Annotated in this window: 18 protein-coding genes; 14 read left to right on the forward strand and 4 right to left on the reverse strand. The window is 49.7% G+C overall.

The genetic code is table 11. The features are described 5' to 3' along the window. Nucleotide 1: 1 nt before the first annotated feature. Nucleotides 2–832 carry a DUF6279 family lipoprotein gene (locus tag ACZ5ZZ_RS11920; RefSeq protein ID WP_464139601.1) on the forward strand — a complete coding sequence of 277 codons (831 nt, stop codon included), beginning with the start codon at nt 2–4 and terminating at the stop codon, nt 830–832. On the opposite strand, the gene ACZ5ZZ_RS11925 is transcribed toward ACZ5ZZ_RS11920, so the two are convergent. Together ACZ5ZZ_RS11925 and ACZ5ZZ_RS11930 are read right to left on the reverse strand one after the other, a co-directional pair. Then, complete coding sequence (locus tag ACZ5ZZ_RS11925) at nt 820–1,635, reverse strand: enoyl-CoA hydratase-related protein (protein WP_464120529.1); 816 nt, start codon at nt 1,633–1,635, stop codon at nt 820–822. The two genes, ACZ5ZZ_RS11920 and ACZ5ZZ_RS11925, sit on opposite strands and share 13 nt — an antisense overlap. A 175-nt stretch (nt 1,636–1,810) precedes the next feature. Beyond that, nucleotides 1,811–3,352: a S8 family serine peptidase gene (locus ACZ5ZZ_RS11930; RefSeq protein WP_464120528.1), complete on the reverse strand. Its 1,542-nt coding sequence runs from the start codon at nt 3,350–3,352 to the stop codon at nt 1,811–1,813. Nucleotides 3,353–3,525: 173 nt separating this feature from the next. Between ACZ5ZZ_RS11930 and ACZ5ZZ_RS11935 the strand changes: the two genes are divergently transcribed. Genes ACZ5ZZ_RS11935 through ACZ5ZZ_RS11945 form a run of 3 tightly spaced genes read left to right on the forward strand, consistent with a single transcriptional unit; the run spans nt 3,526 to nt 5,968 of the window. Then, nucleotides 3,526–4,317: an undecaprenyl-diphosphate phosphatase gene (locus ACZ5ZZ_RS11935; protein WP_464120527.1), complete on the forward strand. Its 792-nt coding sequence runs from the start codon at nt 3,526–3,528 to the stop codon at nt 4,315–4,317. Nucleotide 4,318: 1 nt separating this feature from the next. Further along, nucleotides 4,319–5,464, forward strand: coding sequence for a mechanosensitive ion channel family protein (locus ACZ5ZZ_RS11940; RefSeq protein WP_464131367.1), 1,146 nt, complete (start codon nt 4,319–4,321; stop codon nt 5,462–5,464). Nucleotides 5,465–5,476: 12 nt separating this feature from the next. Continuing rightward, complete coding sequence (locus tag ACZ5ZZ_RS11945) at nt 5,477–5,968, forward strand: hypothetical protein (protein WP_347359615.1); 492 nt, start codon at nt 5,477–5,479, stop codon at nt 5,966–5,968. Between the two features lie 46 nt (nt 5,969–6,014). On the opposite strand, the gene ACZ5ZZ_RS11950 is transcribed toward ACZ5ZZ_RS11945, so the two are convergent. Further along, nucleotides 6,015–7,223, reverse strand: coding sequence for a hypothetical protein (locus tag ACZ5ZZ_RS11950; protein WP_347359614.1), 1,209 nt, complete (start codon nt 7,221–7,223; stop codon nt 6,015–6,017). Between the two features lie 469 nt (nt 7,224–7,692). Here ACZ5ZZ_RS11950 and ACZ5ZZ_RS11955 point away from each other — a divergent pair, with 469 nt between their 5' ends. The 4 genes from ACZ5ZZ_RS11955 to rdgB all read left to right on the forward strand — a co-directional run bounded on the left by ACZ5ZZ_RS11955 (nt 7,693) and on the right by rdgB (nt 10,560). Then, a complete protein-coding gene (locus tag ACZ5ZZ_RS11955) occupies nt 7,693–8,211 on the forward strand; it encodes a hypothetical protein (protein WP_464131381.1) in 519 nt (172 codons plus the stop codon). Between the two features lie 113 nt (nt 8,212–8,324). Continuing rightward, on the forward strand, nt 8,325–9,113 hold the full coding sequence (locus ACZ5ZZ_RS11960; protein WP_464120524.1) for an N-acetylmuramoyl-L-alanine amidase family protein: 789 nt from the start codon (nt 8,325–8,327) through the stop codon (nt 9,111–9,113). Nucleotides 9,114–9,224: 111 nt separating this feature from the next. Continuing rightward, a complete protein-coding gene (gene rph / locus ACZ5ZZ_RS11965) occupies nt 9,225–9,956 on the forward strand; it encodes a ribonuclease PH (protein WP_464131383.1) in 732 nt (243 codons plus the stop codon). Nucleotides 9,957–9,960: 4 nt separating this feature from the next. Further along, nucleotides 9,961–10,560, forward strand: a complete 600-nt coding sequence (gene rdgB / locus ACZ5ZZ_RS11970) for an RdgB/HAM1 family non-canonical purine NTP pyrophosphatase (protein WP_374000337.1) — start codon at nt 9,961–9,963, stop codon at nt 10,558–10,560. A gap of 70 nt (nt 10,561–10,630) precedes the next feature. On the opposite strand, the gene ACZ5ZZ_RS11975 is transcribed toward rdgB, so the two are convergent. Further along, nucleotides 10,631–11,041, reverse strand: coding sequence for a hypothetical protein (locus ACZ5ZZ_RS11975; protein WP_464120522.1), 411 nt, complete (start codon nt 11,039–11,041; stop codon nt 10,631–10,633). A 369-nt stretch (nt 11,042–11,410) separates the two neighbouring features. Between ACZ5ZZ_RS11975 and ACZ5ZZ_RS11980 the strand changes: the two genes are divergently transcribed. The 6 genes from ACZ5ZZ_RS11980 (at nt 11,411) to ychF (ending at nt 23,087) form a co-directional block, all read left to right on the forward strand. Then, a complete protein-coding gene (locus ACZ5ZZ_RS11980) occupies nt 11,411–18,169 on the forward strand; it encodes a hypothetical protein (protein WP_464139603.1) in 6,759 nt (2,252 codons plus the stop codon). Nucleotides 18,170–18,362: 193 nt separating this feature from the next. Beyond that, nucleotides 18,363–19,475, forward strand: a complete 1,113-nt coding sequence (gene rsgA / locus ACZ5ZZ_RS11985) for a ribosome small subunit-dependent GTPase A (protein ID WP_464139605.1) — start codon at nt 18,363–18,365, stop codon at nt 19,473–19,475. Nucleotides 19,476–19,601: 126 nt separating this feature from the next. Then, nucleotides 19,602–20,546, forward strand: coding sequence for a ribose-phosphate diphosphokinase (locus ACZ5ZZ_RS11990; protein WP_464139607.1), 945 nt, complete (start codon nt 19,602–19,604; stop codon nt 20,544–20,546). Between the two features lie 114 nt (nt 20,547–20,660). Further along, on the forward strand, nt 20,661–21,302 hold the full coding sequence (locus tag ACZ5ZZ_RS11995; protein WP_464131393.1) for a 50S ribosomal protein L25: 642 nt from the start codon (nt 20,661–20,663) through the stop codon (nt 21,300–21,302). Between the two features lie 73 nt (nt 21,303–21,375). Next, nucleotides 21,376–21,939 (forward strand): aminoacyl-tRNA hydrolase, encoded by a 564-nt coding sequence (gene pth, locus ACZ5ZZ_RS12000; RefSeq protein WP_464120517.1) that lies wholly within the window; start codon nt 21,376–21,378, stop codon nt 21,937–21,939. A 47-nt stretch (nt 21,940–21,986) separates the two neighbouring features. After that, nucleotides 21,987–23,087, forward strand: a complete 1,101-nt coding sequence (gene ychF, locus ACZ5ZZ_RS12005; RefSeq protein WP_464120516.1) for a redox-regulated ATPase YchF — start codon at nt 21,987–21,989, stop codon at nt 23,085–23,087. Nucleotides 23,088–23,097 lie beyond the last annotated feature (10 nt).

Raw genomic sequence — 23,097 nt, forward strand, 5'->3', positions numbered from 1 at the left:
GATGAAAAAGCTTCTTCTTTTAATCACAGTTTTGATGTCCCTGGGATGCAGTCGCCTGGATATGGTGGTCCGCTGGGCTGACCTCACAGCCACTTCGCGCGTCGATAAGTACTTTGATCTGAGCAGCGACCAAGAAAAAGAGCTTAAGAAAGATCTGCAAAAAGACATCACCCGTTTGCGTAAGGAACTTCTGCCTGAAGTTGCCAAATCCTTACGGGAACTGGAGCCTGAAATCAAAAATGGCCACATGAACCCGGCCCTGCTGGCGAAAAACTTTATGCTGGTGCAGGATTATTTCAAAAAAGGTGCGGGATACTTTAAAGCTACAGCCAGCAAGATCACAGCTCAGTTAAAAAGACCTCAGTTTGATCATTTCGCTGAAAAAGTTCGCGCCGACATCGAAGAATCCAGAAAAGACAACGACACTCCGGAAAAAGCCCAGCGCACGGCCTTTAAGCGCTATCGCCGCTCGGTGGAATTCTGGATCGGTGGGATATCCGCCAAACAACAAGTAGAGTTAGAAGATTTTTTAAAGCGCCACCCCTACCCTTGGGATCTGCAACACAAAAGCCGCGAATACAGCTTGAAGCAATTTATCGATTCAAGCCAGAACCCGGAAAGTTTACAAAAATTTGTGGCCGATTATTACACCGACTATGAAACCAGTCGACTGCCTGAATTCACCGAAGCCTTAAACGCCCACAAACACGCTTTTCAAATTTTTCTGGCTGAAAAGTTTTGGAAGGGCCTAAGTCCCGAACAAAAAGAAAACCTGCAAGAAAATCTGATCGCCCGCGCCGAGGATCTGGAACAGATCGCTCAACGCCCTTGATAATCAGCAGACTTCTTTTCCTTCATTGCCTCCAAAGCCCGGAAGTGATCTTCCGTGCGTTGAGTAATCCCCTGATAAGCCGCGGATAGATCCAAAATGGTCGACAGATCATTCAAGTAAGCCATCTTCATCGCCTTCTTGGTCATCTGCACCGCCACCGGAGGATTGGCCGCAATTCGGGAAGCCAGTTTGTCTGCTTCTGCTTCCAAGGCTGCTTCTTCCACCAGATAGTTCAGAAGTCCCCATTTCAAAGCCTCTTCGCCAGACACCAGGTCCCCGGTTAAAGACATCTGCATGGCTTTACTAAAGCCGATCACTCGCTGCAGGAAGAACGTGCCTCCGTCGCCCGGAACAAGTCCCAACTTCACGAAGGTTTCGCCAAATTTGGATTTGGCAGAACCAATGCGCAAATCACACATCATGGCCAGATCACAGCCCGCCCCGATCGCTGGCCCATTGACCATTGCAATGACTGGAGTCGAAAGTTCTTCAATGCATTTAGGAATCTGTTGAATACCGTGAATATAGCGCATGCGAAGCTCATTGCTTTCACCAGCAAACATGCCGGTCTTATTTTGCATGGCCTTCACATCCCCGCCAGCACAGAACGAAGCCCCTTCGCCCTTAAGTACAATCACCCGAACTTCGGGATCGAAATCCGCAAACTTCAAAACCCGAGTCAAAGAATCCACCATCTCCAGCGAAATAGCGTTGCTCTGCTCTGGATTATTCAAAGTCACCCAAAGCGTATGATTTTTAAGAGAAACCGACAGATGCGCAAAAGCCTGAGAATAAAAAGACACAACGCCCCCTCTCTCGAACCTACCCAAGCAGTCTAGGGGATGTCAAATGCAAGGCTGAAGGAGGAGGCGTACCACTGGTACGTCGACGACGCCCAACGCAGCAGTTGGCATTCCATAGGCTGCTCCCCCTTAGAACGAAAAAAGGCTCCCGAAGGAGCCTTTTTTTGTTCGTCAACTACTGACAGAACGGTAGATCTGGTTTGATTTGGCAGATGATCTGACAAATCGCTGGATCACCCAGTGGGCATTCGCCCGGCTCGCCAGGAGATGGCAAACCACCACCATCATCTGGAGGATTTGGGTTAGAACCACCAGAAGAAGCACCTACGTGCATGTTCAAAGTGGAAGCCGTTTTACCAGAAGCATCAGTCACCGTGATAACAGTGGAACCGTTTGCCACAGCAGTCATTGTACCGTTGTCAGATACAGTAGCTACAGATGGGTTGCTGGAAGTGAATTTGAATGGAGCTTTACCATTCAATACAGAAAGCGCCAAAGTCTCAGAATTTTTGATTGTCGCCGCAGATGGAACAACAACCATTTTCTTGGACATAACAGCTTCAACAGCTTCGTAAGCATCAACGCGGCAGTTACATGCAGTTTCGATGGAAACTTTAGCACCTGTCGTCTGAAGGATCGCGCGGATTTGCGCACCAGTCAGAGAAGGATCTTGAGCTTTCATCAAAGCCACCAAACCAGACACTAGCGGAGTCGCCATGGATGTACCGGATAGGTTGCCGTATTTACCTTTTGGCAAAGTACTCATGATGTTTTCACCAGGAGCCGCTACGTGTACTGTTGCAGTACCGTAGTTAGACCAAGATGGTTTTGCATCAGAAGGACCAGAAGCCGCAACTGTGATAGAGTTAGGATAACCGTTGTTCGCTGGGAACATTTCAGTTTTATCGTTGTTTTTACCATCGTTCGCAGCTGCTGCGATGAAGATAACACCTTTATCATCTGCACGTTTCACGGCCTCAAGAAGCGGAGCTGCTTGATTGCGAGGAACCGCCGCACCCCAAGATGCAGAGATGATGTGTGCGCCTTTTTCGATAGCGTAGTCGATAGACTTGATCGCGTTGTTCAAGTCACCAGAACCATCAGCACCCAAGAAGCGAAGTGGCATCATGGAAACTTCTGGAGAAAGACCTACGATACCACCGTCGATCAAACCCGTTGCGCCAACCGCACCCGCACAGTGTGTACCGTGACCTGGGTTTTGGAAGCCAGTGATATCCATTGGATCTGCATCGTTGTCACGGAAGTCATAACCCGTGATCATGTTTGGAGCCAAAGCTGGGTGAGTGTAATCCACGCCCGTATCGATAACCGCTACGATAACGTTTTTGCTACCCTTGTTACCCGCGCGCTGCCAAGCTTTCTCAGCTTGAACTTTCGCGATAGACCATTGTTCTTTCAAAGCTGCGGCATCAACCGGCGCTTCGAAAGCTCTGATTTTGAAGTTAGGCACGATGTACTCAACTCCTGGCTGACCCAAAAGAGAAGCCAAAGCCTGAGCTTCGTGTTTTTTCGCGATATCTACAAGAACCAAGCTTGCCGTGTCGTTGTGATCCATCATCTGGATCGTGGACACTTTAGATGTCGACATTGTATTTAGCATGTTGAAAGCGCGTGTGTTCGTATACTTCACCAGGTATTCGCCTGCGAACGCCTGAGAACCAAACAAAACCGCACCAACTAGTAATGCACGTTTCATATTAAACCCCCTCCGTGGTAAAAAAAATCATATTCACCTTTCTTCTGCGTTGAATACAAAAATCTTAAACAAATCTTAAAATCTTTTGACACAACCCATCGAATATTGAACCCACACCGCTTCTTTTCAATGATGTGGGCGACTGTTTTTATGCAGCGAAAGAGAGTTTCAGCATGAGTTATCTCCACGCCATCATCCTTGGCATCGTCGAGGGTATCACCGAGTTTTTGCCGATTTCTTCCACCGGACATATGATTATTGCCAGCTCCATGATGGGGATTGAAGACAGCACTTTCACCAAAGCCTTCGAGGTCATCATTCAATTTGGCGCCATCATGTCCGTGCTGGTTTTGTACTGGAAACGCTTCCTTCCCCAATGGGGATTCTATAAAAAGTTGTTCGTGGCCTTTCTGCCGACTGTGACCATCGGCTTCTTGGTCAAAGATGTTGTAGAACATCTATTGGGCAGCGTGCACGTCGTGGCCTGGTCGCTGATTATCGGTGGAGTGATCCTGGTGTGGTCCGATAAGATCTTTGCTCATCTGACAATGATGGGGCGAAAAACCGATGATCTGACATACAAGGATTCGGTCAAACTGGGGCTGTTTCAAGCCATCGCCATGATCCCGGGCGTATCACGGTCCGCAGCCACTATCATGGGCGGATTGACACTTGGCATGAACAAAAAAGAGGCAGCGGAATTTTCATTTTTTTTAGCGGTCCCCACAATGGCCGCAGCCACCTTTTACAAGTTGTTGAAAATCTATAAGACGATCGAACCAGAACAAATCAATGTTCTGCTGGTGGGTTGCGTGGTGGCGTTTTTCGTGGCGATGCTTGCGATCAAGTTCTTTATCGGTATAGTGTCTCGCTACGGTTTCCGGGGCTTTGGTTACTATCGAATCGTCTTGGGCGTCGTTTTACTTGTACTACTATATACAGGACACAATCTGCAGGTGATGTAATATGAAAGAACTGTCCAGCATGGAAAGATTTTTATTTGAAGACTCTCAATGGTTTTCAACTGAAATGAGTGAATTCCTAAAATCAACCGTCTTTATTATGCCAACCTGGAAGTGGGCATTCTTGGGAATCGCTTTTGCTGCAGGGATTTTTGTTCTGCGCCCTCTTTTCTACTTCATTCTAAAAGAACTAAAAAAGCACAATCCAATCGTCAAAAAGTATCCAAAAAGCTTCTGGGGTTACTATTTACAATCCAATACCGATCGCCCCTTGGCCTGGATACTGGTTATTCTGTTGTGGTTCGCGGCCGGCGACGCCGCCGATCTTTCAGGAAAATTTGCCAAATACTATGACCACTTTCTTCGCGGTCTGATTGCGATCTTTATCATTCGCTTGATCTACTATCTGGTCGACGCTGCCTGCTCGGTTCTGGCCGACTACACTTCCAAAACCCCCAGCACCTTCGACGATCAAATCGTGCCCTTTGCATCCAAAGCGGCAAAGATCTTTGTCGTGGTCATGGGTTTCCTGATTGTTCTGCAAAGCTTTGGTCTGAATGTCATGTCACTGTTGGCCGGTCTAGGGCTTGGGGGATTGGCTTTGGCCTTGGCGGCCCAGGATACGGCCGCGAATCTTTTTGGCTCCATTACAATTCTATTTGACCGTCCATTCCAGGTCGGAGACTGGGTCAAAATCAAGGACATGGAGGGAACGGTTGAAGAAATCGGTTTCCGCTCGACTCGTGTTCGCACATTCTATAATTCTTTGATTACTATTCCGAACGCGATGATGGCTAAAGAAACTGTGGATAATATGGGTGTTCGTCCAGCCCGCAGGGTCCGCCAAGTCCTGGGTCTTACCTATGAAACCCCGCCAGAAAAGATCGAGGAATTCTGCGACCGTGTTCGTTATTACATCAAATCCGACGAAAAGGTGATTTCCGACACCGTCACTGTTCATTTCAATAATTATAATGCCTCGTCTCTGGATGTTCTCGTCAACTTCCACCTGAAGGTGTACACTGGACCTGAAGAGCTGGCCCATCAACAAAAAATCTTTATTGAGATTCTGAAGATTGCCGCCGATATGAAGGTCGATTTTGCGTACCCAACGCAGACCGTGTATCAAACGAACCTTACACCCAAATAGGACCCTAGCCCGATGCCAGTAAAGTTGGATTTCGTTATTCTGAAAGAGCAAAACGTTGCCAAAATCAGCTTGGGCGGTTTGCTTGAAAATGACGAAAAGTCTTTCGCGTCCTTGCAGATCCCGGAACATCTGGATCTGCACCTGCATCTGGATCAATTGCGTGGGATTAACTCATTGGGTGTACGGACTTTCATCAACTGGGCCTCGCCACTGAAGAATGCAAAGATTTTGATCTACGATGCGCCCAAATGTTTTATTGATCAGGTCAATATGGTCGATGGCTTTTTACCCAAACAAGCCCGCGTGCGCAGTTTCTCTGTCCCCTATTATTCAGAATCCACCGGGGAAGAAACTCCCGTTCAGTTCTCGATCGGGATTAACTTCTATCTGTACGAAGGCCAGTGGAAGTTTTCCTTCCCTGAAGTCCACGACAGCAACGGACAATTGATGTCCGTGGATATCCAACCGGAACGCTACTTCCGCTTTCTTGAGAAAATGAAATAAAAAAGCCCGCGATTAGCGGGCTTACTTTTTTTTGCAGATTCAGAATCTACTTTTTCTTCTTATTGGACTTACTGGACAAGCCGGCTTCCATACGAATCTTGATGGCCTCAAGCTTCATCTGCTCAGCCTCAGCATCCGCTTTGACAGTAGCCACCTTGATGCGGGATTCTTCAGCCGTGTTTTTTACTGAATCCAATTTGCTCTCAAGCTTCTCGCGTTCTTTCTTGGCCTTCTCAGCCTCTTCCGTCAAACGCTTCAGCTCGCCTTCTGAGCGGGCGATCTCGGCTTCGTATTCAGCAATGGCCTTCTTGGCCCGGGCGATTTCCAGATTCGCTGTCGCCTGCTCTTTACGAAGATTGTTGCGATTACCTTCCAGTTCCTGTCGGGCTTTGGCCGCAGACTGCTTCAACTTCTCTTCCTGAGATTTAGTCTCTGCCACTTTCTTGCGTTCCACTTCGGCGTCTTCCTTGGCTTTCTTGGACGCTTCCAATGAAGCCTTCAGTTCACCTTCGACTTTTTCAATCATGGCTTTGGACTGTTCATCCTGCGCCTTCAAACGCGACATCTCGGCTTCAGCACGCGCTCGGTCCGCCTCCGCACGGGCGATTTCCTGTTTGGCCTTGGCTTCACGGGCTTTGGCTTCTGCCACCGCTTTTTGCGTTAACAACTTGGCCTTGGAAAGATTCTGTTCGGCCTTCATCGTCTCGGCTTTGGCAACTTCAGCTTCTTGAGAAGCCTTCATTCCTTCTTCCGTCGCTTTGCTTGCCAGCTTTTCTTGTTCCTTCGCCTCGTCGCCTAACTCTTTGGCTTTGCCTTCAGCTTGCTTGCGTTTGCCTTGAGCTTCATCACGCACCTGCTGGGCTTTTTGAGTCTTTTCCTGTGCGGCCTTGATGCGGGCCTGAGCCGCGGCTTGTTCTTTTTCGGCGGCTTTTTGAGCCCGCTCATGCTCTGCCGCTTCGGCTTTTAGTTTGGCTGATTCGCGCTCGGCTTCGGCCTGCTCTTTCTTGGCATCATTTTCCAAAGAGCGAGCTTTATTAATCGCCGCCTGAGATTCCGCGCGCACTTTGTCGCGGCGTTTGCGATCTTCTTCCGCGCGTTTCTTTGCTTCGTTCGCTTCGGCCTTCGCAGCCTCGGCATCTGCAGTGGCTTCTTCAGCTTCAATCTGCGAACTGTCCACCTGCGCTTTGGCCGTCAGTGGCATGGTTGAGGTCATCAGAGCTGCCAAGAGAAGAATCCCAAGGGGTTTTAACTGCATTGAATGTCTCCTTCGATGTTTCAATCGATGTTCAATAGCACTTAGGATAATGGGATTTTGGGCAAAAAAAAAGCGACCAGGATTTGGGGGGGAGGGGTCCTGGCCGCCATGGGGGGTTGCCTTGTACTAAAGCAACCGCGATGCCATGCCTACTACTTCGTCAGATCCGATTAAACTCACAGAGCGCTCAAATCCTATGTCGAGGTTTTTGACAGAAAACGACAATTGTCGGACGGAAGTTTCATATAAACGTGTCTTTGTGGGAGGCTCTGCCTCGACGTTCGCCCCTTCCAGATCACCCATTTTTTTTAGTCAGATTGTCTCAAAGTGAGTAGACGCAGGTCCGGATTTTATAGGAAACCGCACTGGATCTCTTATCCGTGCGATCCCCAAGCTCATCTCATTGCCCCACAGTAAAACAACAACCCTATGTTTTGAAAGGATAACAAAACACGTGAAGCACTTACGAATGAGTCTAAACATCGTCCTGGCAGCCTCCCTTATGACAATCGTGTCCTGCTCCGACAGCAAGAAGTCAAATCCTGGTTCCACAGAGCCGGACCTGACTGGTTACTGGAAAGGCCAATGCCAGGCGGCACCTATGCTGTTGGCTATCGGCAGTAGCTATGATTACTTCCAGCTTAATGAAGACGGATCTCAAAACCTTTTCCGCGTAAACTACGAAAGTTACGATTGTAGCGGCGATGTGTTTAGTATTAATAGCCTTGGTACAAACACTGTTGAAATTGGCAATATTGTGTCCCAGTCCCCGTGGACCGTAGAATTCAACTCCACAAGATGCAATACCACAACATACTTAACTGCCAAGCTTGAATCAGAAAAACTCTATATCGCCGAAGGCGAATGCGGCAGCGAACCTGAAACACGCTGCGCTGAATTCGATGGAGCTCCCGCTTACTCCCGCATGGCGGAAGAAGATATCCCAACCGTTCCAGTGAACGCCTCCCCTTCCTTCTGTATTCAGTAAGAAGCTTTGGAGCCTGCATCTTCGCAGGCTCCTTTCCTTGACCCATGGCTAGGTTCGGCCCGATTCGGGCTCTGGACTCGACACACCCTCGACTTCCTTCTTATTCTGATTTCATGAATCTTCCGTTTCTGAAACAAAGCCTTGGGGCTTTGCTTATTCTCTGTACGTCCTCTGCTGCCAATGCTTTGCATGTCATGCTCGATCCTGGGCATGGGGGTGTGGATACAGGGGCCGTTTACAGTGGCGCCAAAGAAGCGGATCTGGTTCTTAAAGTCGCACAGAAGCTGCAAGTGCTTCTGGAAAACGATGACCAGTTCACGGTCAGCATGACTCGCACCAACGATCGCAACCTTGGACTTCCCGAACGTGTGAAACTGGCCGAAAGCTCCAAAGTCGATCTGTTCGTCAGCCTGCACGCCAATGCCGCTGCCGATCAGCGCGCCAAAGGGGTTGAGTTTTTCTTCCAGAACAATTTACCTCCGGATGAGGATGCTCTGTTCCTGGCCAGTCAGGAAAATCAAATGGTCCTGAATCGCCGTGAACTGCAGGAGATTTCCGGTGGTGATGAACTTTCCAAAAAAGGCGATGTGGCCGCTATTGTCGAGGACTTACAACGTCAAAGCCGCATGAACAGCAGCCTGCGTCTGACGCAAACACTGACCCAGGTGTGGGAGCGCGATTCTTCGGCGGCGCAAGCCACGATCAAACAAGCCCCCTTCTATGTGATCTCAAAAACCACCATGCCCTCAGTTTTGATTGAGATAGGATTCCTCACAAATCCCAAAGAGGTCAAAAAGCTGGTCAGCGCGAATTATCAAAGCGACCTTGCTCAAAAAATCTACAACGCCCTCCAGTCCTATAAAGAAAAGATGGACAACCACAACGCAAAAACCCTAAATTAGACAAGTCTTACCACCCCCAATTTAAGACTGTTCAAAGGGTTGCGCCGCAAGGCAAAGCCGCCGCACGACAACGCATCGGACGGATCATTTTCGACAGTCGCAGGAGTTTTTATGCGCGCTGATGGCCGCTTATTTGATCAACTACGAAATATCAAAATCACACCAAATGTTTCTGAATACGCTGAAGGTTCGGCGCTGGTGGAATTTGGTCGCACCAAAGTTCTTTGCACCGCCACTTATGAAGCCAAAGCGCCCTCTTGGTTGGTGGGCACGGGGGCTGGCTGGGTGACGGCTGAATACGGTATGCTTCCCCGCTCCACCCACACACGTATCAAGCGTGAAAAGTCCATGACGGGCGGACGCACTCAGGAAATTTCTCGCCTGATCGGGCGTTCACTGCGTGCCGCGGTGGATTTGAAACAACTGGGCGAAAAACAGATCATCGTGGATTGTGATGTTCTGAACGCCGATGGTGGCACTCGCACTGCGTCTGTAACTGGTGGCTTTGTTGCATTAGCACTGGCGCTTAAAAAATTGCATGCTGTCAGCGAAATCAAGTCCATGCCTTTGACGAACTATGTGTCTGCCATCAGCGTGGGACTGCATGAGAACAATATTCTGCTGGACCTGAACTATGACGAAGATTCTGCGATCGGCACCGACATGAATTTTGTTATGACGGACAAAGGCCAATTCGTTGAGGTTCAGGGAACTGCTGAACATGTGCCCTTCACTCGCGATCAGTTGTTCAAAATGATGGACGTCGCGGAAAAAGGCTGCCGTGAACTTTTCATTCACCAAGCTGCTGTCATGGGTGAAATCTATAAAATTGCTGGGGTTTAAAAAAATGGAATTGTGGATTGCGACCGGAAACAAAGGAAAACTGGCTGAATACAAACAACTGCTGCGTGAACTTCCAGACTTAAAAGTCTTTTCACAAGGCGACATTCCATCCTTCACTCCCCGTCCCGAGGACGGAAAAACTTTCGAAGACAACGCCCGCATCAAAGCCAAAACTTTGCGTGCGGTGAAAAACAATGTTTGGGTGCTGGGGGAAGATGCCGGACTTGTGGTTGAGGGGCTCAATGGTCTGCCCGGAATTCATTCCGCTCGCTATGCCGGACCGAAGGCTTCTGACAGCGAGAACGTGGCCAAGCTTTTGAAGATGATCACTTTAAAACCGATGCCCAACAAAAACGCGAAGTTCGTCTGCACTACAGTGGTTTACACACCAACCGGGGAAGAATGGGTCTTCACCGGCGAAATGAAGGGCACGATAGCCTCTAAACCAGCCGGCCTGCACGGTTTTGGTTATGATCCGGTGTTTATCCCGGAAGGCCAGACACAGACGCTGGCAGAGCTGGGTACAGGCTACAAGAGCCTGCTTTCCCACCGGGCGATGGCACTCAAAGCTTTCCTTGAAAAACTACAGACTGTGAATCCGTAAATGAAAAGCCCCCATAATCTGACTGACTATGGGGGCTTTTTTTTGCGAACTTCTATTTAATTTTTAAAAACTACTCGCCACCCATCGAAAGAGTGCATGAAAGTGGGCTATTAGCCAAAATAACTCGTCCACCTTTGATGATGGTGATGGTGCCTTTTTTCAGATCCAACTGAAAGGTGCGTTCTGCGATGTCACTGTACGCTTCAACGTAAATCCAATTTTGCATGCGCTTGTCACTCCCGGAAACGCTGAATTGAATCTCGTCGGTTCCAAACTTCAAATCAGAATCTCCTGATCTGTCTTCAAAGTGACGCATAAAAGGATGAAGCTTGCCGTCGCGACCTATTCTGTTATCGATTTTAAGACGCTGGCCAACGTTTTTATACTCGTAACTGCAGCTGAGCTCTGTCACAGCCTGGGCCACTGTGGAAAATGTGGAAATAGCAAGGATTGCCGTCGCAATAGCGGACTTCATTTTCATAAGATTCTCCTTAGTTAATTTGGCTTAAGCCAATTTTTTAATGGTCTTGTGACAAAGTGAGTTCTTGCAGCATTCGCGCCCCCATGCCTCCGCCCGGCCCAGCTGCACTTAAAATGCAGGACAAGGACATTTGTGTATGCAATGACTCATACTGAGCTGTGGCTTAAGTGTATGCCACAGCTCAACTTTTCTTCACGTGTGACATTCTAGGGCAGCCACTGAGCTGGGTGCGGGGCGTGAGAGACTTTCAGGACCATTGTCTTTGTCATGGAATAATACAGAACACATCCGCGAGTCTTTCATTGGAGATATCTTCATTTTAACGCAAAAAATCTTCAGCTGTTCTCGTTGGTGGCCGATAGATTCTTCATGGGAATCTTGGAGCGTTCTTTACTCATCATTTGTCTCATTTTGAGTCAAACCGCGTGTAATATTCAGGCGACGCTCACTGATATTTCCCCTACTATAATCTCAGGAAAAATCATTCTTCCCGAAAGTCAGTTTTCCACGGGCATCCTAAAGACCCTAGGTTCATACATTGGTCTTGGATGCCCCGCAAACGTCACGCTCTATCGCGGCGACAATCCCGCAGCTCTACAGACAGTTTCTGTTTCAAGCGATGGAACTTATGCATTCACCATCAGCGAGGCAGACCGCGACAGTTTAAAAAATGGAAGTCTCCAGTACAAAGCTGTGATGAGCAATTGTGACTCTAGCTTCAGCCGCCCCTTGACGGGCATGGAAAATCAAAACATTTCGCTGGGAAGCGAACTCACCGAACAAGCTCTGGCCGTAGCGGCCTTCCAGGGGATCTCCAAAAGCAGTATTGACAAGACTGCACTCGGAAACTTCGTCGCACGCCTGCAAATGATTGAAAGTGAATACGGCCTGCCATCTCTAGAGGGCACCTACCTTGAAATCAAAAACTCCCCAGCCCTTTCTGCCGAGTTTTTGAAGGTCTATGGCTTTAACGTTGAAAAAGTCGAAGACATCACTCCTGAGATCAAAAAAATGACGGTATCCTCAAGCTTCGGCGAGGGGCAAACGCTGACCCCGATTGTGGAAACTGAGCACTGGTCTTCAAACTACCTGACCATCTACAAGTGGGAACTGGATGATCAAGTGGTCTCCCTTTCCAGCACTCCCTTCTTCAGCAAGGTCCTTTCGGCCAACTCCCAGGGTTCGCACAGCGTGAAGATCACCCTGGGGCGTGACGATGGCACCGGGAAGATCGACACGACAAAACCAATTTGGACTCGCACTTTTAACATCCAAGTTGACAACACAATTCCGCCAACCTCCCCGACCTTCACGAAAACCACTCCGACAGGGGCGTTTATCAACTCTGCAAATGTCGTCTTGAATCTCAATACAGGCGCCTCTTTAATCAACTGCGAGTCGTTTTCGTCTCTAGCGTTGACTGAAAATGCTGCTATTGCACCGACAAATGAATCCGCATACAACATCACCTGCAACACCACAGGGACTCAAACCCTCAACTATACTCTGGCTTCCGAAGATGGTCCGATCACCCTGAAACTGTGGGCCCTGGATGCCAGCAAAACGATCTCCACCGTTCCAACCCAAGTGACCTTCACACTGGACCGACAAGCTCCGGCGGTCTCTCTGGCAGCCTTAAGCTCAACCAACCTGCAGGGAAATTCTTTGGTGGATCTTACATATGCCGCCACCGATTCTTATGGAATTGCCTCGCTCACCTTGCAAATTGCCGAAGACGGCAACACCTTCACGGATGTCGCAACACTTGCTTCTTCAGCAACCTCTTATCAATGGCGGGTTCCAACTCTGGACGCCACCGGAGTCAAAATCCGACTGGTTGCCATCGACAATGCCGGCAATAGTAACACCTCAACAAGTACAGCCTTTAACATCTCTAGCACGGCACCAAATCCTCCAGCACTTTCCTTAAATACCGTGACTCCATCTCAATCCACCAGCGTTTCTTTAACCAACCAAAACTGCAATAAGGCTGCGTCTCAGATCATTTTCACAGACTCCACTCTGCAGCCTGGCCTTGGTGACGGCCGTTGGCAGACTTGCACCGCGGGAGGCACCTACACCTACACAATCCCCGCAACCCAAGGCGTTCATAACATCTATGGTTGGCTGCGAGATCTGGCCGGGAATATTTCGTCCTATTCTTTAGTGGAGTTCACCCATGACACTGTTGTGCCCGTGGTGGCCCTCACCTCGCTGAACAGCGGCCTTTACAAAGGTGGATCGACCCAAACGTTCTCTTGGACAGCCAGCGATACGGGAGGATTGATCAGCGCTCCTATTGCCTTGGAATACTCTACCAATAATGGCAGTTCTTGGATCTCCATCGCCTCCGGCCTCAGCAACTCAGGCGTATATCTCTGGACAGTTCCAAGTATTGACTCCAACACAGTCAAAGTTCGTGTTACGGCCACCGACAAAGTCGGCTTGACGGCCTCATCTGTCTCGTCGGGAAGCCTGACTGTGGACTCCACTGCTCCAACAGTTTCCCTGACTAATCTGCCAGTTACCATTCAAGGTGCCACCCCTTTCAATCTGCAATTTTCAGCCAGTGATACCAACAATATTTCTTCACTCACTTTGCAGTTTGCCCAGGATGGAACAACTTTTACGGACGTCGCCACACCCGCCGCCGGAAGCACCAGCTATCTTTGGTCCCCGCCCGCAGTAAATACCGCTGGATCAAAAGTAAGACTTATTGCCATGGATATGGCCGGGAACTCTTCCACGATCACTTCTGCCGCATTTGGTATCGACAGCACTGCCCCGACTCTTTCACTGACCTCGTTTAACAGTGGCAGCTTTAAAGGAAGCTCGGTTCAAACAATCACCTGGAATGCCTCAGATGACGTCGGCCTCAATAGCGGCGCTGTCAGCCTTGACTATTCCAGCGACAACGGCTTGACCTGGAATTCCATTGCAAACACTCTTAACAATGCAGCCAACGACACTTGTGTGGTGCCCGGTGGTAGCAGTGGTTGTTATACTTGGACTTTACCCCTGATAAATTCAAACCAAGTCCGGATTCGCGCCAAGGCCACCGACAGTTCAGGCAACAGTAAGACAGTGGCCTCCTTGGCCGCGCTGATCATTGACTCCGCCGCGCCGACAATTTCACTGAATAACTTTAATTTTGGGATTTTCAAAGCTGGCAGCACAGAGCCTATCGCCTGGAGCTCTTCAGACAACTTTGCACTTGCCGGAAGCCCTGTGGCTATTGAATACAGTTCCAACAACGGCAGCACCTGGACAACATTGTCCCCTGGCACAATCAACGGCTCCAGCGGTGGCTGTAGCATTCCTGGTGGAAGCAGCGGTTGCTATAGCTGGACTCTGCCGTCCCTGGACTCCACAACCATGCTGGTTCGCCTGACTGCTTACGATGCCGTTGGCAACTTCAGTCAGACCCTCTCCACATTGGCCTTCACAGTGGACAACACGGTTCCATCGGTCACTCTGACTTCGATGAACTCCGGATCATATCAAGGCGGCTCCGTTCAAAGTATCAACTGGAATGCTTCTGACAATATTTCTTTGGCGGGTTCCCCTGTCAGTATTGATTACACCGCTGATGGCGGCACCACTTGGAACAGCATTGCCACAGCTCAGCCTGCCTCTGGGAGCTATGCCTGGACAATCCCCAGCTCGATCAACTCTTCCCAAGTCAAGATTCGTATCTCAGTCATCGACTCTGCGGGCTGGAGCAACTCTGCCATCTCCAGCTCCAACCTGACTGTGGACTCTACAGCTCCTGGCTCCCTCGTGCTTACTCGCACCAGTAATGCTTATAGCAATACAAACTCAATCTCCATGAACATTACCGGATGCACCGGCGATGCCGTCAAAATGCTTTTCTCTGAAAGCGCCTCTGTGCCACTGGCCAGCGATCCTAACTGGACCTCCTGCGCTGCCAGCAAAGTCTTTACAACCAGCACCGGGGATGGCCTGAAGTCTGTCTATGCTTTTGCTATGGATGCCGTCGGGAACATCAGCGCCGTGAGTTCACCAGCCACCTTCACACTGGATACTGTGGCACCGGCAATAAGTTTCAGTTCTGGAGCCATTTTCCAAGGCAACAGTTCAGCCACTTTCTCTTGGCTGCTCACCGATCAAAACACATCCAGTTCCCAGAACTTTGTCGTTGAACTGGCCTCTGACGGCAGTAACTATATTGCTCAGCCCGCAGTAGCAGCCGCCAATGGCCCTCTTAGCAACAGACCTTTCAACACCAGCCTCAGCCTGCCCGACGTTTCCCACGCAGGCGCTAAAGTGCGAGTCTCTTTCACTGACCTTGCCGGAAACTCCGCAAATGCGGTCTGGACATTCAAGATTGATAACTCCAAGCCCACCATCAGCAGTTTTAACCTGAACAATGGAGCCGCGAACACCTCGAACAATAACGTTCAAATCAGTCTCAATGCCGCGGACTCTTTCAGCAAAGTGAATCGTGTGTGCTTCCTAAGCTCCAGCATAGGCACTCCGGCCACCCCTGCCAGCAACGCCGCCTGTTGGACAACTCTGGCAACGGGGTTGCAATCGCAAACAGTCTCAATCACTCTTGCGGATGGAATCTACTATCTTTTGGGTTTCACAAAACAGTCTTACTCTGTCTATGTTTGGGTCATGGACGAAGCTGGCAACATCTCTGCCAACAGTGGCAGCGATGGCGTCGATAAAAAATCTATTTACTTCGATCCAGGCACGCCCCCTGTGGTTAAGGACGTCATCGCCGCAAATGTCGATGTTCCGTCGTCTCCACCACTGAAGTCACAGCTAAAAACCAGCGTCAGTCAGCAAACTGTCTATATCCGTTGGAATGCCTCCGATCTCGAAGGGCTTGCAGCCAATCCAATTTCACTGTCGTATACGACCGACGAAGTGAACTTTGTCGATATCCCTGGCGCCCAAAATCTTCCAAATGCCGTCAATGGTGGATGCACCAACCAAGACTCCTCCACCGGGTGCTACACCTGGACGAATGCACCAACTTCGGGATACTTTTCGATTCGTGTGACGGCGAAAGACACTTTGGGACTGAAAACCTTTGCACGCTCCTCAGGTCTCAATGACGACAATCTGCAGATTATTGCGGGGAATATTGGCTCAGGACTGAAAGGCAGTGCCATGGGGTACACCTTCAGAACCGGCAGCCAAACCTCGGGCTACACCCTGGATTCAGGGGGGCTGATTTTTGCCGATGACGGACGTGTCTTTGTTCGGGATCTAGTCGACGGACTGTTGTGGATCAATCCGGCCACAGGGGTCATTGACAAATTTATTCCAACGACTGGAACATCCAGTGGCGATGGGGGCCCGGCCACCTCTGCAACTCTGAAATACCCCGAAGCCCTAAGACTTGATTACAACAATGGACTGCTGATCTGGGACTCGGATCGCATTCGTCGCGTGGATCTTAACACCAATATCATCACCACCATTGTTGGCGGCGGAGCAAGCACTGATCCGGCAGGGACACAAGTCGACTGGAATCAGATTAAGCTTGCGGCCTATGATGAAGCCACCGCTGGCTGGACCGTGCTTCCCAACGGTGACATGTACTTCCGCGCCTCCAGCAGTGGAAATGGGGTCTTCCAACACTATGTTGCAGCCACTCAAAAAGTGGAGCGTATCCAGACTCAAGGGCCAGGCTTTGACACCAATGCCAGCGCGCCATGGACCCCTCAGGGTGGTTACACTCGCTATCCCAGAGCTATTCACGTAAAATTCAACCCAACAACTTCAGCCGTCGAGCACATGCTGGCCATGATCTACTATCTGGTCCTGGGGAACGATCAACAAAGTTACGCCCGCTTGGATTTCCTGAATGGAAGCCACAGTCAAACTTACTCCACGATGGCCCCTTATGACATTGCCTTCCCTTACCACCCATGGTTGATGACCGGGATGGATGGCAAATTCTATGTGGTGACGCACGACCGCAGTGCCCTTTATTCATGGGATCCAGACACAAACTCGCTCACATTGCTATTAGGCACCACCAGCGGCTCAAGGGCCATCTGTCCCGATGGAACGCCCAAAACAAGTTGTGCGCTTATGCTCAACGATGTCTTCATTTCCAAAACCGGACAGATCTTCTTTATGGAAAAAGGTTTGATCCGCACCATAGATAGTGACAACAAAATCCTGACCGTGTTTGGTCAGGGCCTCACCTCTGGTGATGGCGATCGCTCCACCAATGCTCGTATCAGTTCAATTATGGACCTTGAGTTTGGTAAAAACATTGGCGGTGCCCGCGATCGGTTCTATATCATCGACTGGGGTAACTACTCGATTCGTGAATTCCAACTGGGTGGCAGCATCCGATATATCGGCTATGGCGGACTTTATAACTTCGCCTCCGATCCTGCCACTGGCGATATTTTCTGGGGCAATTCAGGCGGGCTTTATCGCCTTGATTACAGCACTCTTGCTTCGAATCTGGTTGCCGGTGGCGGAGGTACTGCCTTCACGACCGCAGCGGATGGAACTAATGGCGCCAGTATCAGCTTCACCGCCGGGGCCAGCATTGCCTACAACGGCCAGGTTCTGGCCTGGGATGGAAAAGATGTGTTACAGCATAAATCCCGTTGGAACTCGGGGACCGTTGATGCCATGTTGAAAATCTATGACAGCAGCAGCTCTTACAAACAGTATCATGTTGCCGGCGTGACCGGAACCAATGGGCCTTTCCCAACAACGACAACCCCTGCCGCTACGGCCTACCTTCCCTCCTATGGGGGACTCTCTGGCGCCTACCCTTCCACCGCAAACAGTTGGCTGCTGACTCCGTTTAGCTCCACCATCTATTCGGTCACCCGAGGCGGAGACATTTCTCCCTATAAGAACTTCCCTAGAAGCATGACTGGCTTTGCTTGGGACAATAAGGTCCACGATGCCACTCGTGAACGATTCTTCTATTGCAACAACAACAAGCTTTACCAATACGATATGAAAACTGACTCAGAATCACAGTTAAGCTGGTCCCAGCCGGGCCTGTCTTGCGTAGGCTCAACTCGTCGACTGCTCTATCATCCCGAGCGCAACTCGGTCATATTCGCGGTGTATTCTTCAGGATTCTATGGTGTGGCAGAATACTTCCTGCCAGACTGATCTCTTTTGCACCAGGGACTTGCATAATTTCCAGATATAGAGAATACTTTAGAAACACCCAAACAAAGGAGGGCTGATGATTGTTCTATCTTCTATCAAATTTGCTGGCTCTCCTGCGGCACTTTAATTCAATTTTAATTTAAAATCCGCCCCACGAGAGCTCCTATTTATTTTTAACTAAATGGAGTTATCCGTGAATTTTAATCAATCCATCATCCTCGAATGGGGATGGAATGTATTTTTCCAGACACAACTGGAAATGCGCCCACTTGCCAGCGACGAGGTGGTCGCTCGAATTATCAATCAAGAACGCGAAATGTACCGGGTGGTTTATTTTACCGCTGATGGCACTGAAAAAGCCCAAGCCCAACTGACCGGCAAGTTTCGCTATGAACACGCAGATATCAACCTGGAATACCCCGGCGTGGGCGACTGGGTGATTTGCAAACTGCATTCAGACGGAACGCAAGCCTTGATTCATGAGGTGCTAGAACGAAAATCCTGCTTTTATCGCAAAGAACCCGGCAGCGGCGCACGAGCCCAGGTGGTGGCCGCCAACGTGGACACGATCTTTGTGACCATGTCGGCGAATCAGGATTTTAACTTAAAGCGCCTGGATCGCTACATGAGCCTTGCATGGGAAAGCAATGCCTCCCCTGTCATTGTTCTGACGAAGGCGGATCTTTGTGAAGACATCGCCAGCCTGCTTCGGGCGGTCGAGTCCCAGCATATGGGCGTCCCCGTTCACGCCGTCAGCGCCCTGCAACCGGAAACAGTGCTCGGGCTGAATCCTTATTTGGTGCCCGGGAAAAGTTTGGTGCTCTTGGGCTCTTCTGGTGTTGGCAAGTCCACCTTGGGAAATGTGCTGCTGGAAAAAGAGCAGCTCAAAACTCAGGGCATCCGGGAAAGCGACGACAAGGGAAAGCACACCACGACATCAAGATCCTTGTACCAGCTTCCCTCGGGAGCCTTACTGATGGACACCCCGGGTATGCGCGAGTTGGGGCTTTTGGACCACCGCGAGGGCTTTGATAGTCAGTTCGAGGATATTGTCGATCTGGCCACCCAGTGTCGGTTTTCTGACTGCCAACATAGAACTGAACCGGGCTGCGCCATCCTGCGGGCTTTGCAAAATGGGGAACTTTCCACAGAAAGATGGGAAAGTTTTCAAAATTTGGATCGAGAACTGCGTTATTTTCAGCGCAAATCCGATCCGGAAATCGCCCGGGAAGAGCGTCAAAAGTGGAAAAAAATTTCCCAGGATCTGCGCGTGCGCTTGAAGCATAAATCCAGAGGAGAAATATAGAGAAAGGGGCCCTAAAAAGGCCCCTTTTGGGTAGACAAAATCAGGACCCCTTGCTAGCTTCCTTTAAACGCATCCCTACTCTGACAGCGTCAGAGTGCACAACGTCAACTCAGGAGACTACGAGTGATGAAGGGCCTAAAAATCTTTACTGCCAATGCCAATCCCATATTAGCCAAAAAAGTAGCCGAAGCCGCTGGAGTTGAGCTCGGATACTGTGAAGTCAGCAGTTTTGCTGATGGCGAAATTCAGGTCGAAATCCATGAAAGCGTTCGCGGACAGCATGTCTTTGTCGTCCAAAGCACCTGCCCTCCGGTGAACCAGAACTACATGGAGCTTTTTGTGATGCTCGATGCCCTTCGCCGGGCGTCTGCCGCCTCCATTACGGCCGTGATCCCGTATTACGGGTATGCCCGCCAGGACCGTAAAGTGGCTCCCCGTGCGCCCATTTCTGCCAAATTGATGGCCGACTTGCTGACGACCGCCGGAGCCGACCGTGTGGTGTCCGTGGACCTGCACGCCGCCCAAATCCAAGGATTCTTCAATGTTCCGGTGGATCACTTGTTTGCAATTCCGACTTTGGCTCGCGCTTGGCGTGAGGCCTATGGCCAGGGCTCCGACTTTGTTGCGGTGAGTCCAGACGCCGGAGGGGTCGAAAGAACCCGGGCCTTTGCCAAAAGAATTGAGTCCTCGATGGCGATTATCGATAAACGCCGATCCGGACCTAATGAGGCCAAAGCGTTGCATTTAATCGGGGATGTGGCTGGTAAAACGGCCGTGATCGTGGACGATATGATCGATACGGCGGGAACTCTTACACAAGCAGTTGACAGCCTCTACAAGAATGGGGCAAAACGTGTGTTCGCCGTTGCAACGCACCCCGTTTTATCGGGTCCCGCGATCAATCGTTTAAAAGAAAGCCAGATCGAAAAAGTCTGGGTGACTGACACGGTTCCGCTGACTGAAGCGGCGAAAAACTGCGGAAAAATTGAAGTGGTTTCTGTAGCTCCGGTTCTGGCTGAAGCGATCAAGCGTATCCACGGCAACGACTCTGTCAGTTCGCTTTTTGACTAAGCGGCCTCAGCCGACAGAGCTGAAGCGCCGAAAGGTGCGAAAGCTGAAGTAAAAACTTAAACCACCATCTGGTGGATATTATTAACTTCCTCTATTGGACTAGAAGGATAAAAAATGAAAACAAGAATCGACCTTACAGTTGAACCTCGTCAAACTGGTAAACACACAAGCCGTGGCCTGCGCGTGAGCCGCAACGTTCCTGCTGTTATCTACGGAGCTGTAACTCCAACTAACGTTTCCGTTGGTGAAAAAGAAATCGTTAAGTACAACACTCGTGCTTACGAGAATGCTCTTTTCAACTTGAAATCCACTGACAAAACAGCAGACGGTATCGTTGTTTTGATCAAATCCGTAGACGTACACCCACTGACTCGTCGTCCACAACACGTAGACTTCTTTGCTTTGGATCTTAAGAAAGCTGTTCGCGTTAACGTTGAAGTTCGTCTTGAAGGTAAACCAATCGGTCTTTCTGAAGGCGGTTTGTTGAACGTTGTTCTTCGTTCCGTTGAGGTTGAGTGCTTGCCAACTGAAATCCCTGAATTCTTCACTGCTGACGTTTCTAACTTGGCAGTTGGTGATGCTCTTCACGTTTCCGACATCAAAGTTTCTGGCTCCGTGAAAATGATCACTGGCGCTGAGCAAACTGTTGCAGTTGTTAACGCTCAAGAAGAAGAAGCTGCTGCTCCTGCTGCCGCTGCGGCTCCTGCTGCTGCTGCTCCAGCTGCTGCTGCAAAAGCACCTGCTGCGAAAAAATAATTCGCACGCACGAATTGATAGTTCAAAAAGGCAGCTCACCCGAGCTGCCTTTTGTTTTTGAAAGGCTTGAACAATGTGGTTGATTGTTGGACTTGGAAATCCCGGCGGAGAATATAAACTGACTCGACACAATATCGGCTTTATGGCCATCGACTATTTGATGGAAGGCCTGGGCAACCCCGCCATTAAAAATCAATTCAAGGCCGAAATTGCGCAGACCAAAATCAAAGATCACCCGGTCATCCTTTGCAAACCGCAAACCTACATGAATCTTTCCGGCGAATCCGTGCAGCCTTTGATGGGCTTCTATAAAATCCCTCAGGAACGCCTCATTGTTATTCATGACGACATTGACCAGCCCTTCAATCAGATGAAGATTCACAAGAACCGTGGTCATGGCGGCCACAACGGCATTAAGAGCATCTCGGGTCTGTTGGGGTCCATGGACTATACCCGCCTGAAGTTGGGCGTCGGTCGTCCCGAGAATCCTCATATTCCCGTGGCCGACTATGTGCTGGGCAAATTTACCAAAGAAGAGTTCGCGCAAATGCCGGATTTCCTGAATAAAGCCGGTGATGCGATTGAAAGTATCATTCTGGACGGAATTCAAAAAGCTTCGACAAAATTCAACACTTAAGCTAGATTGACTGCGTTTGTTTAATACTGTTTTCCAAGGGGTTTTTAATGGCACTTCAGGTTGGTATCGTAGGATTACCGAATGTTGGCAAAAGTACTTTGTTCAACGCTCTTACTTCCGCAAAGGCTGAGGCCGCTAACTATCCGTTCTGTACAATTGATCCAAACGTGGGCGTTGTGACAGTTCCCGATCCACGCATGGATAAAATCACCGAATTCATCAAACCTCAAAAGGTTGTTCCGACAACAATGGAATTCGTGGACATCGCGGGTATCGTTAAAGGAGCTTCCCAGGGCGAAGGTTTGGGAAATCAGTTCCTGTCCCACATCCGTCAAACTGATGCCATCGTTCACGTGGTTCGTTGCTTTGATGATCCAAATATCATTCACGTGGCAGGTTCCGTAGATCCGATCCGTGACATCGAAATCATCAACACGGAACTTCTTTTGGCTGACTTGGATTCCGTGGAAAAGCGTTTGCAGCGCACGGAAAAACAAGCCAAGAATTCCACCGACAAGAAATTGAAGCTGGAAGTGGAAGTTGCCAAAAAAATCAAAGAGGCTTTGGGTAAAGGCCTTCCGGCTCGTTCCGTTGCCTTGGACGATATGGAAATGGGTGCTTTGCGCGAAATGCACCTGCTGACGGCAAAACCAGTTCTTTATGCGATGAACGTGAACGACACGGACTTCGCCGCCGGTGGCAACGACTGGACAAAAGCTGTTGAGGCTCGCGCCGCTGAGGAAAACAACAAAACCATTCTGATCTGTTCTGCGATGGAAGCAGAGATTGCTTTGTTACCACCAGAAGAACGTAAGGACTTCCTGGACGCTTTGGGCGCGGAAGAGCCAGGCCTGAACCGCCTGATCCGTGAAGCTTATAAACTTTTGGGTCTGCAGACTTACTTCACTGCAGGTGTGACTGAAGTTCGCGCTTGGACTATTCGTGCCAACACGAAAGCTCCTCAGGCTGCGGGTGTGATTCACTCGGACTTCGAACGCGGTTTCATTAAAGCTGAAACTTACCACTGTGAAGACTTGTTCAACTATAAGTCCGAACAAGCCATCAAGGATGCCGGCAAATACCGCATCGAAGGTAAAGAGTACGTGGTAAAAGACGGCGACGTCTTGTTCTTCAAATTTAACGTTTAGTTCCGAAAGG

This window comes from Bdellovibrio sp. HM001, assembly GCF_055397275.1.

Bases quoted from the DNA above. Each gene is read 5' to 3' on its own strand.
- ACZ5ZZ_RS11930 (WP_464120528.1), bottom strand. From the start codon at position 3,352: ATGAAACGTGCATTACTAGTTGGTGCGGTTTTGTTTGGTTCTCAGGCG.
- ACZ5ZZ_RS11940 (WP_464131367.1), top strand. From the start codon at position 4,319: ATGAAAGAACTGTCCAGCATGGAAAGATTTTTATTTGAAGACTCTCAA.
- rdgB (WP_374000337.1), top strand. From the start codon at position 9,961: ATGGAATTGTGGATTGCGACCGGAAACAAAGGAAAACTGGCTGAATAC.
- ACZ5ZZ_RS11935 (WP_464120527.1), top strand. From the start codon at position 3,526: ATGAGTTATCTCCACGCCATCATCCTTGGCATCGTCGAGGGTATCACC.
- ACZ5ZZ_RS11975 (WP_464120522.1), bottom strand. From the start codon at position 11,041: ATGAAAATGAAGTCCGCTATTGCGACGGCAATCCTTGCTATTTCCACA.
- ychF (WP_464120516.1), top strand. From the start codon at position 21,987: ATGGCACTTCAGGTTGGTATCGTAGGATTACCGAATGTTGGCAAAAGT.
- ACZ5ZZ_RS11990 (WP_464139607.1), top strand. From the start codon at position 19,602: ATGAAGGGCCTAAAAATCTTTACTGCCAATGCCAATCCCATATTAGCC.
- ACZ5ZZ_RS11995 (WP_464131393.1), top strand. From the start codon at position 20,661: ATGAAAACAAGAATCGACCTTACAGTTGAACCTCGTCAAACTGGTAAA.
- ACZ5ZZ_RS11980 (WP_464139603.1), top strand. From the start codon at position 11,411: ATGGGAATCTTGGAGCGTTCTTTACTCATCATTTGTCTCATTTTGAGT.
- ACZ5ZZ_RS11950 (WP_347359614.1), bottom strand. From the start codon at position 7,223: ATGCAGTTAAAACCCCTTGGGATTCTTCTCTTGGCAGCTCTGATGACC.
- rph (WP_464131383.1), top strand. From the start codon at position 9,225: ATGCGCGCTGATGGCCGCTTATTTGATCAACTACGAAATATCAAAATC.
- ACZ5ZZ_RS11960 (WP_464120524.1), top strand. From the start codon at position 8,325: ATGAATCTTCCGTTTCTGAAACAAAGCCTTGGGGCTTTGCTTATTCTC.
- pth (WP_464120517.1), top strand. From the start codon at position 21,376: ATGTGGTTGATTGTTGGACTTGGAAATCCCGGCGGAGAATATAAACTG.
- ACZ5ZZ_RS11955 (WP_464131381.1), top strand. From the start codon at position 7,693: ATGAGTCTAAACATCGTCCTGGCAGCCTCCCTTATGACAATCGTGTCC.
- ACZ5ZZ_RS11920 (WP_464139601.1), top strand. From the start codon at position 2: ATGAAAAAGCTTCTTCTTTTAATCACAGTTTTGATGTCCCTGGGATGC.
- ACZ5ZZ_RS11945 (WP_347359615.1), top strand. From the start codon at position 5,477: ATGCCAGTAAAGTTGGATTTCGTTATTCTGAAAGAGCAAAACGTTGCC.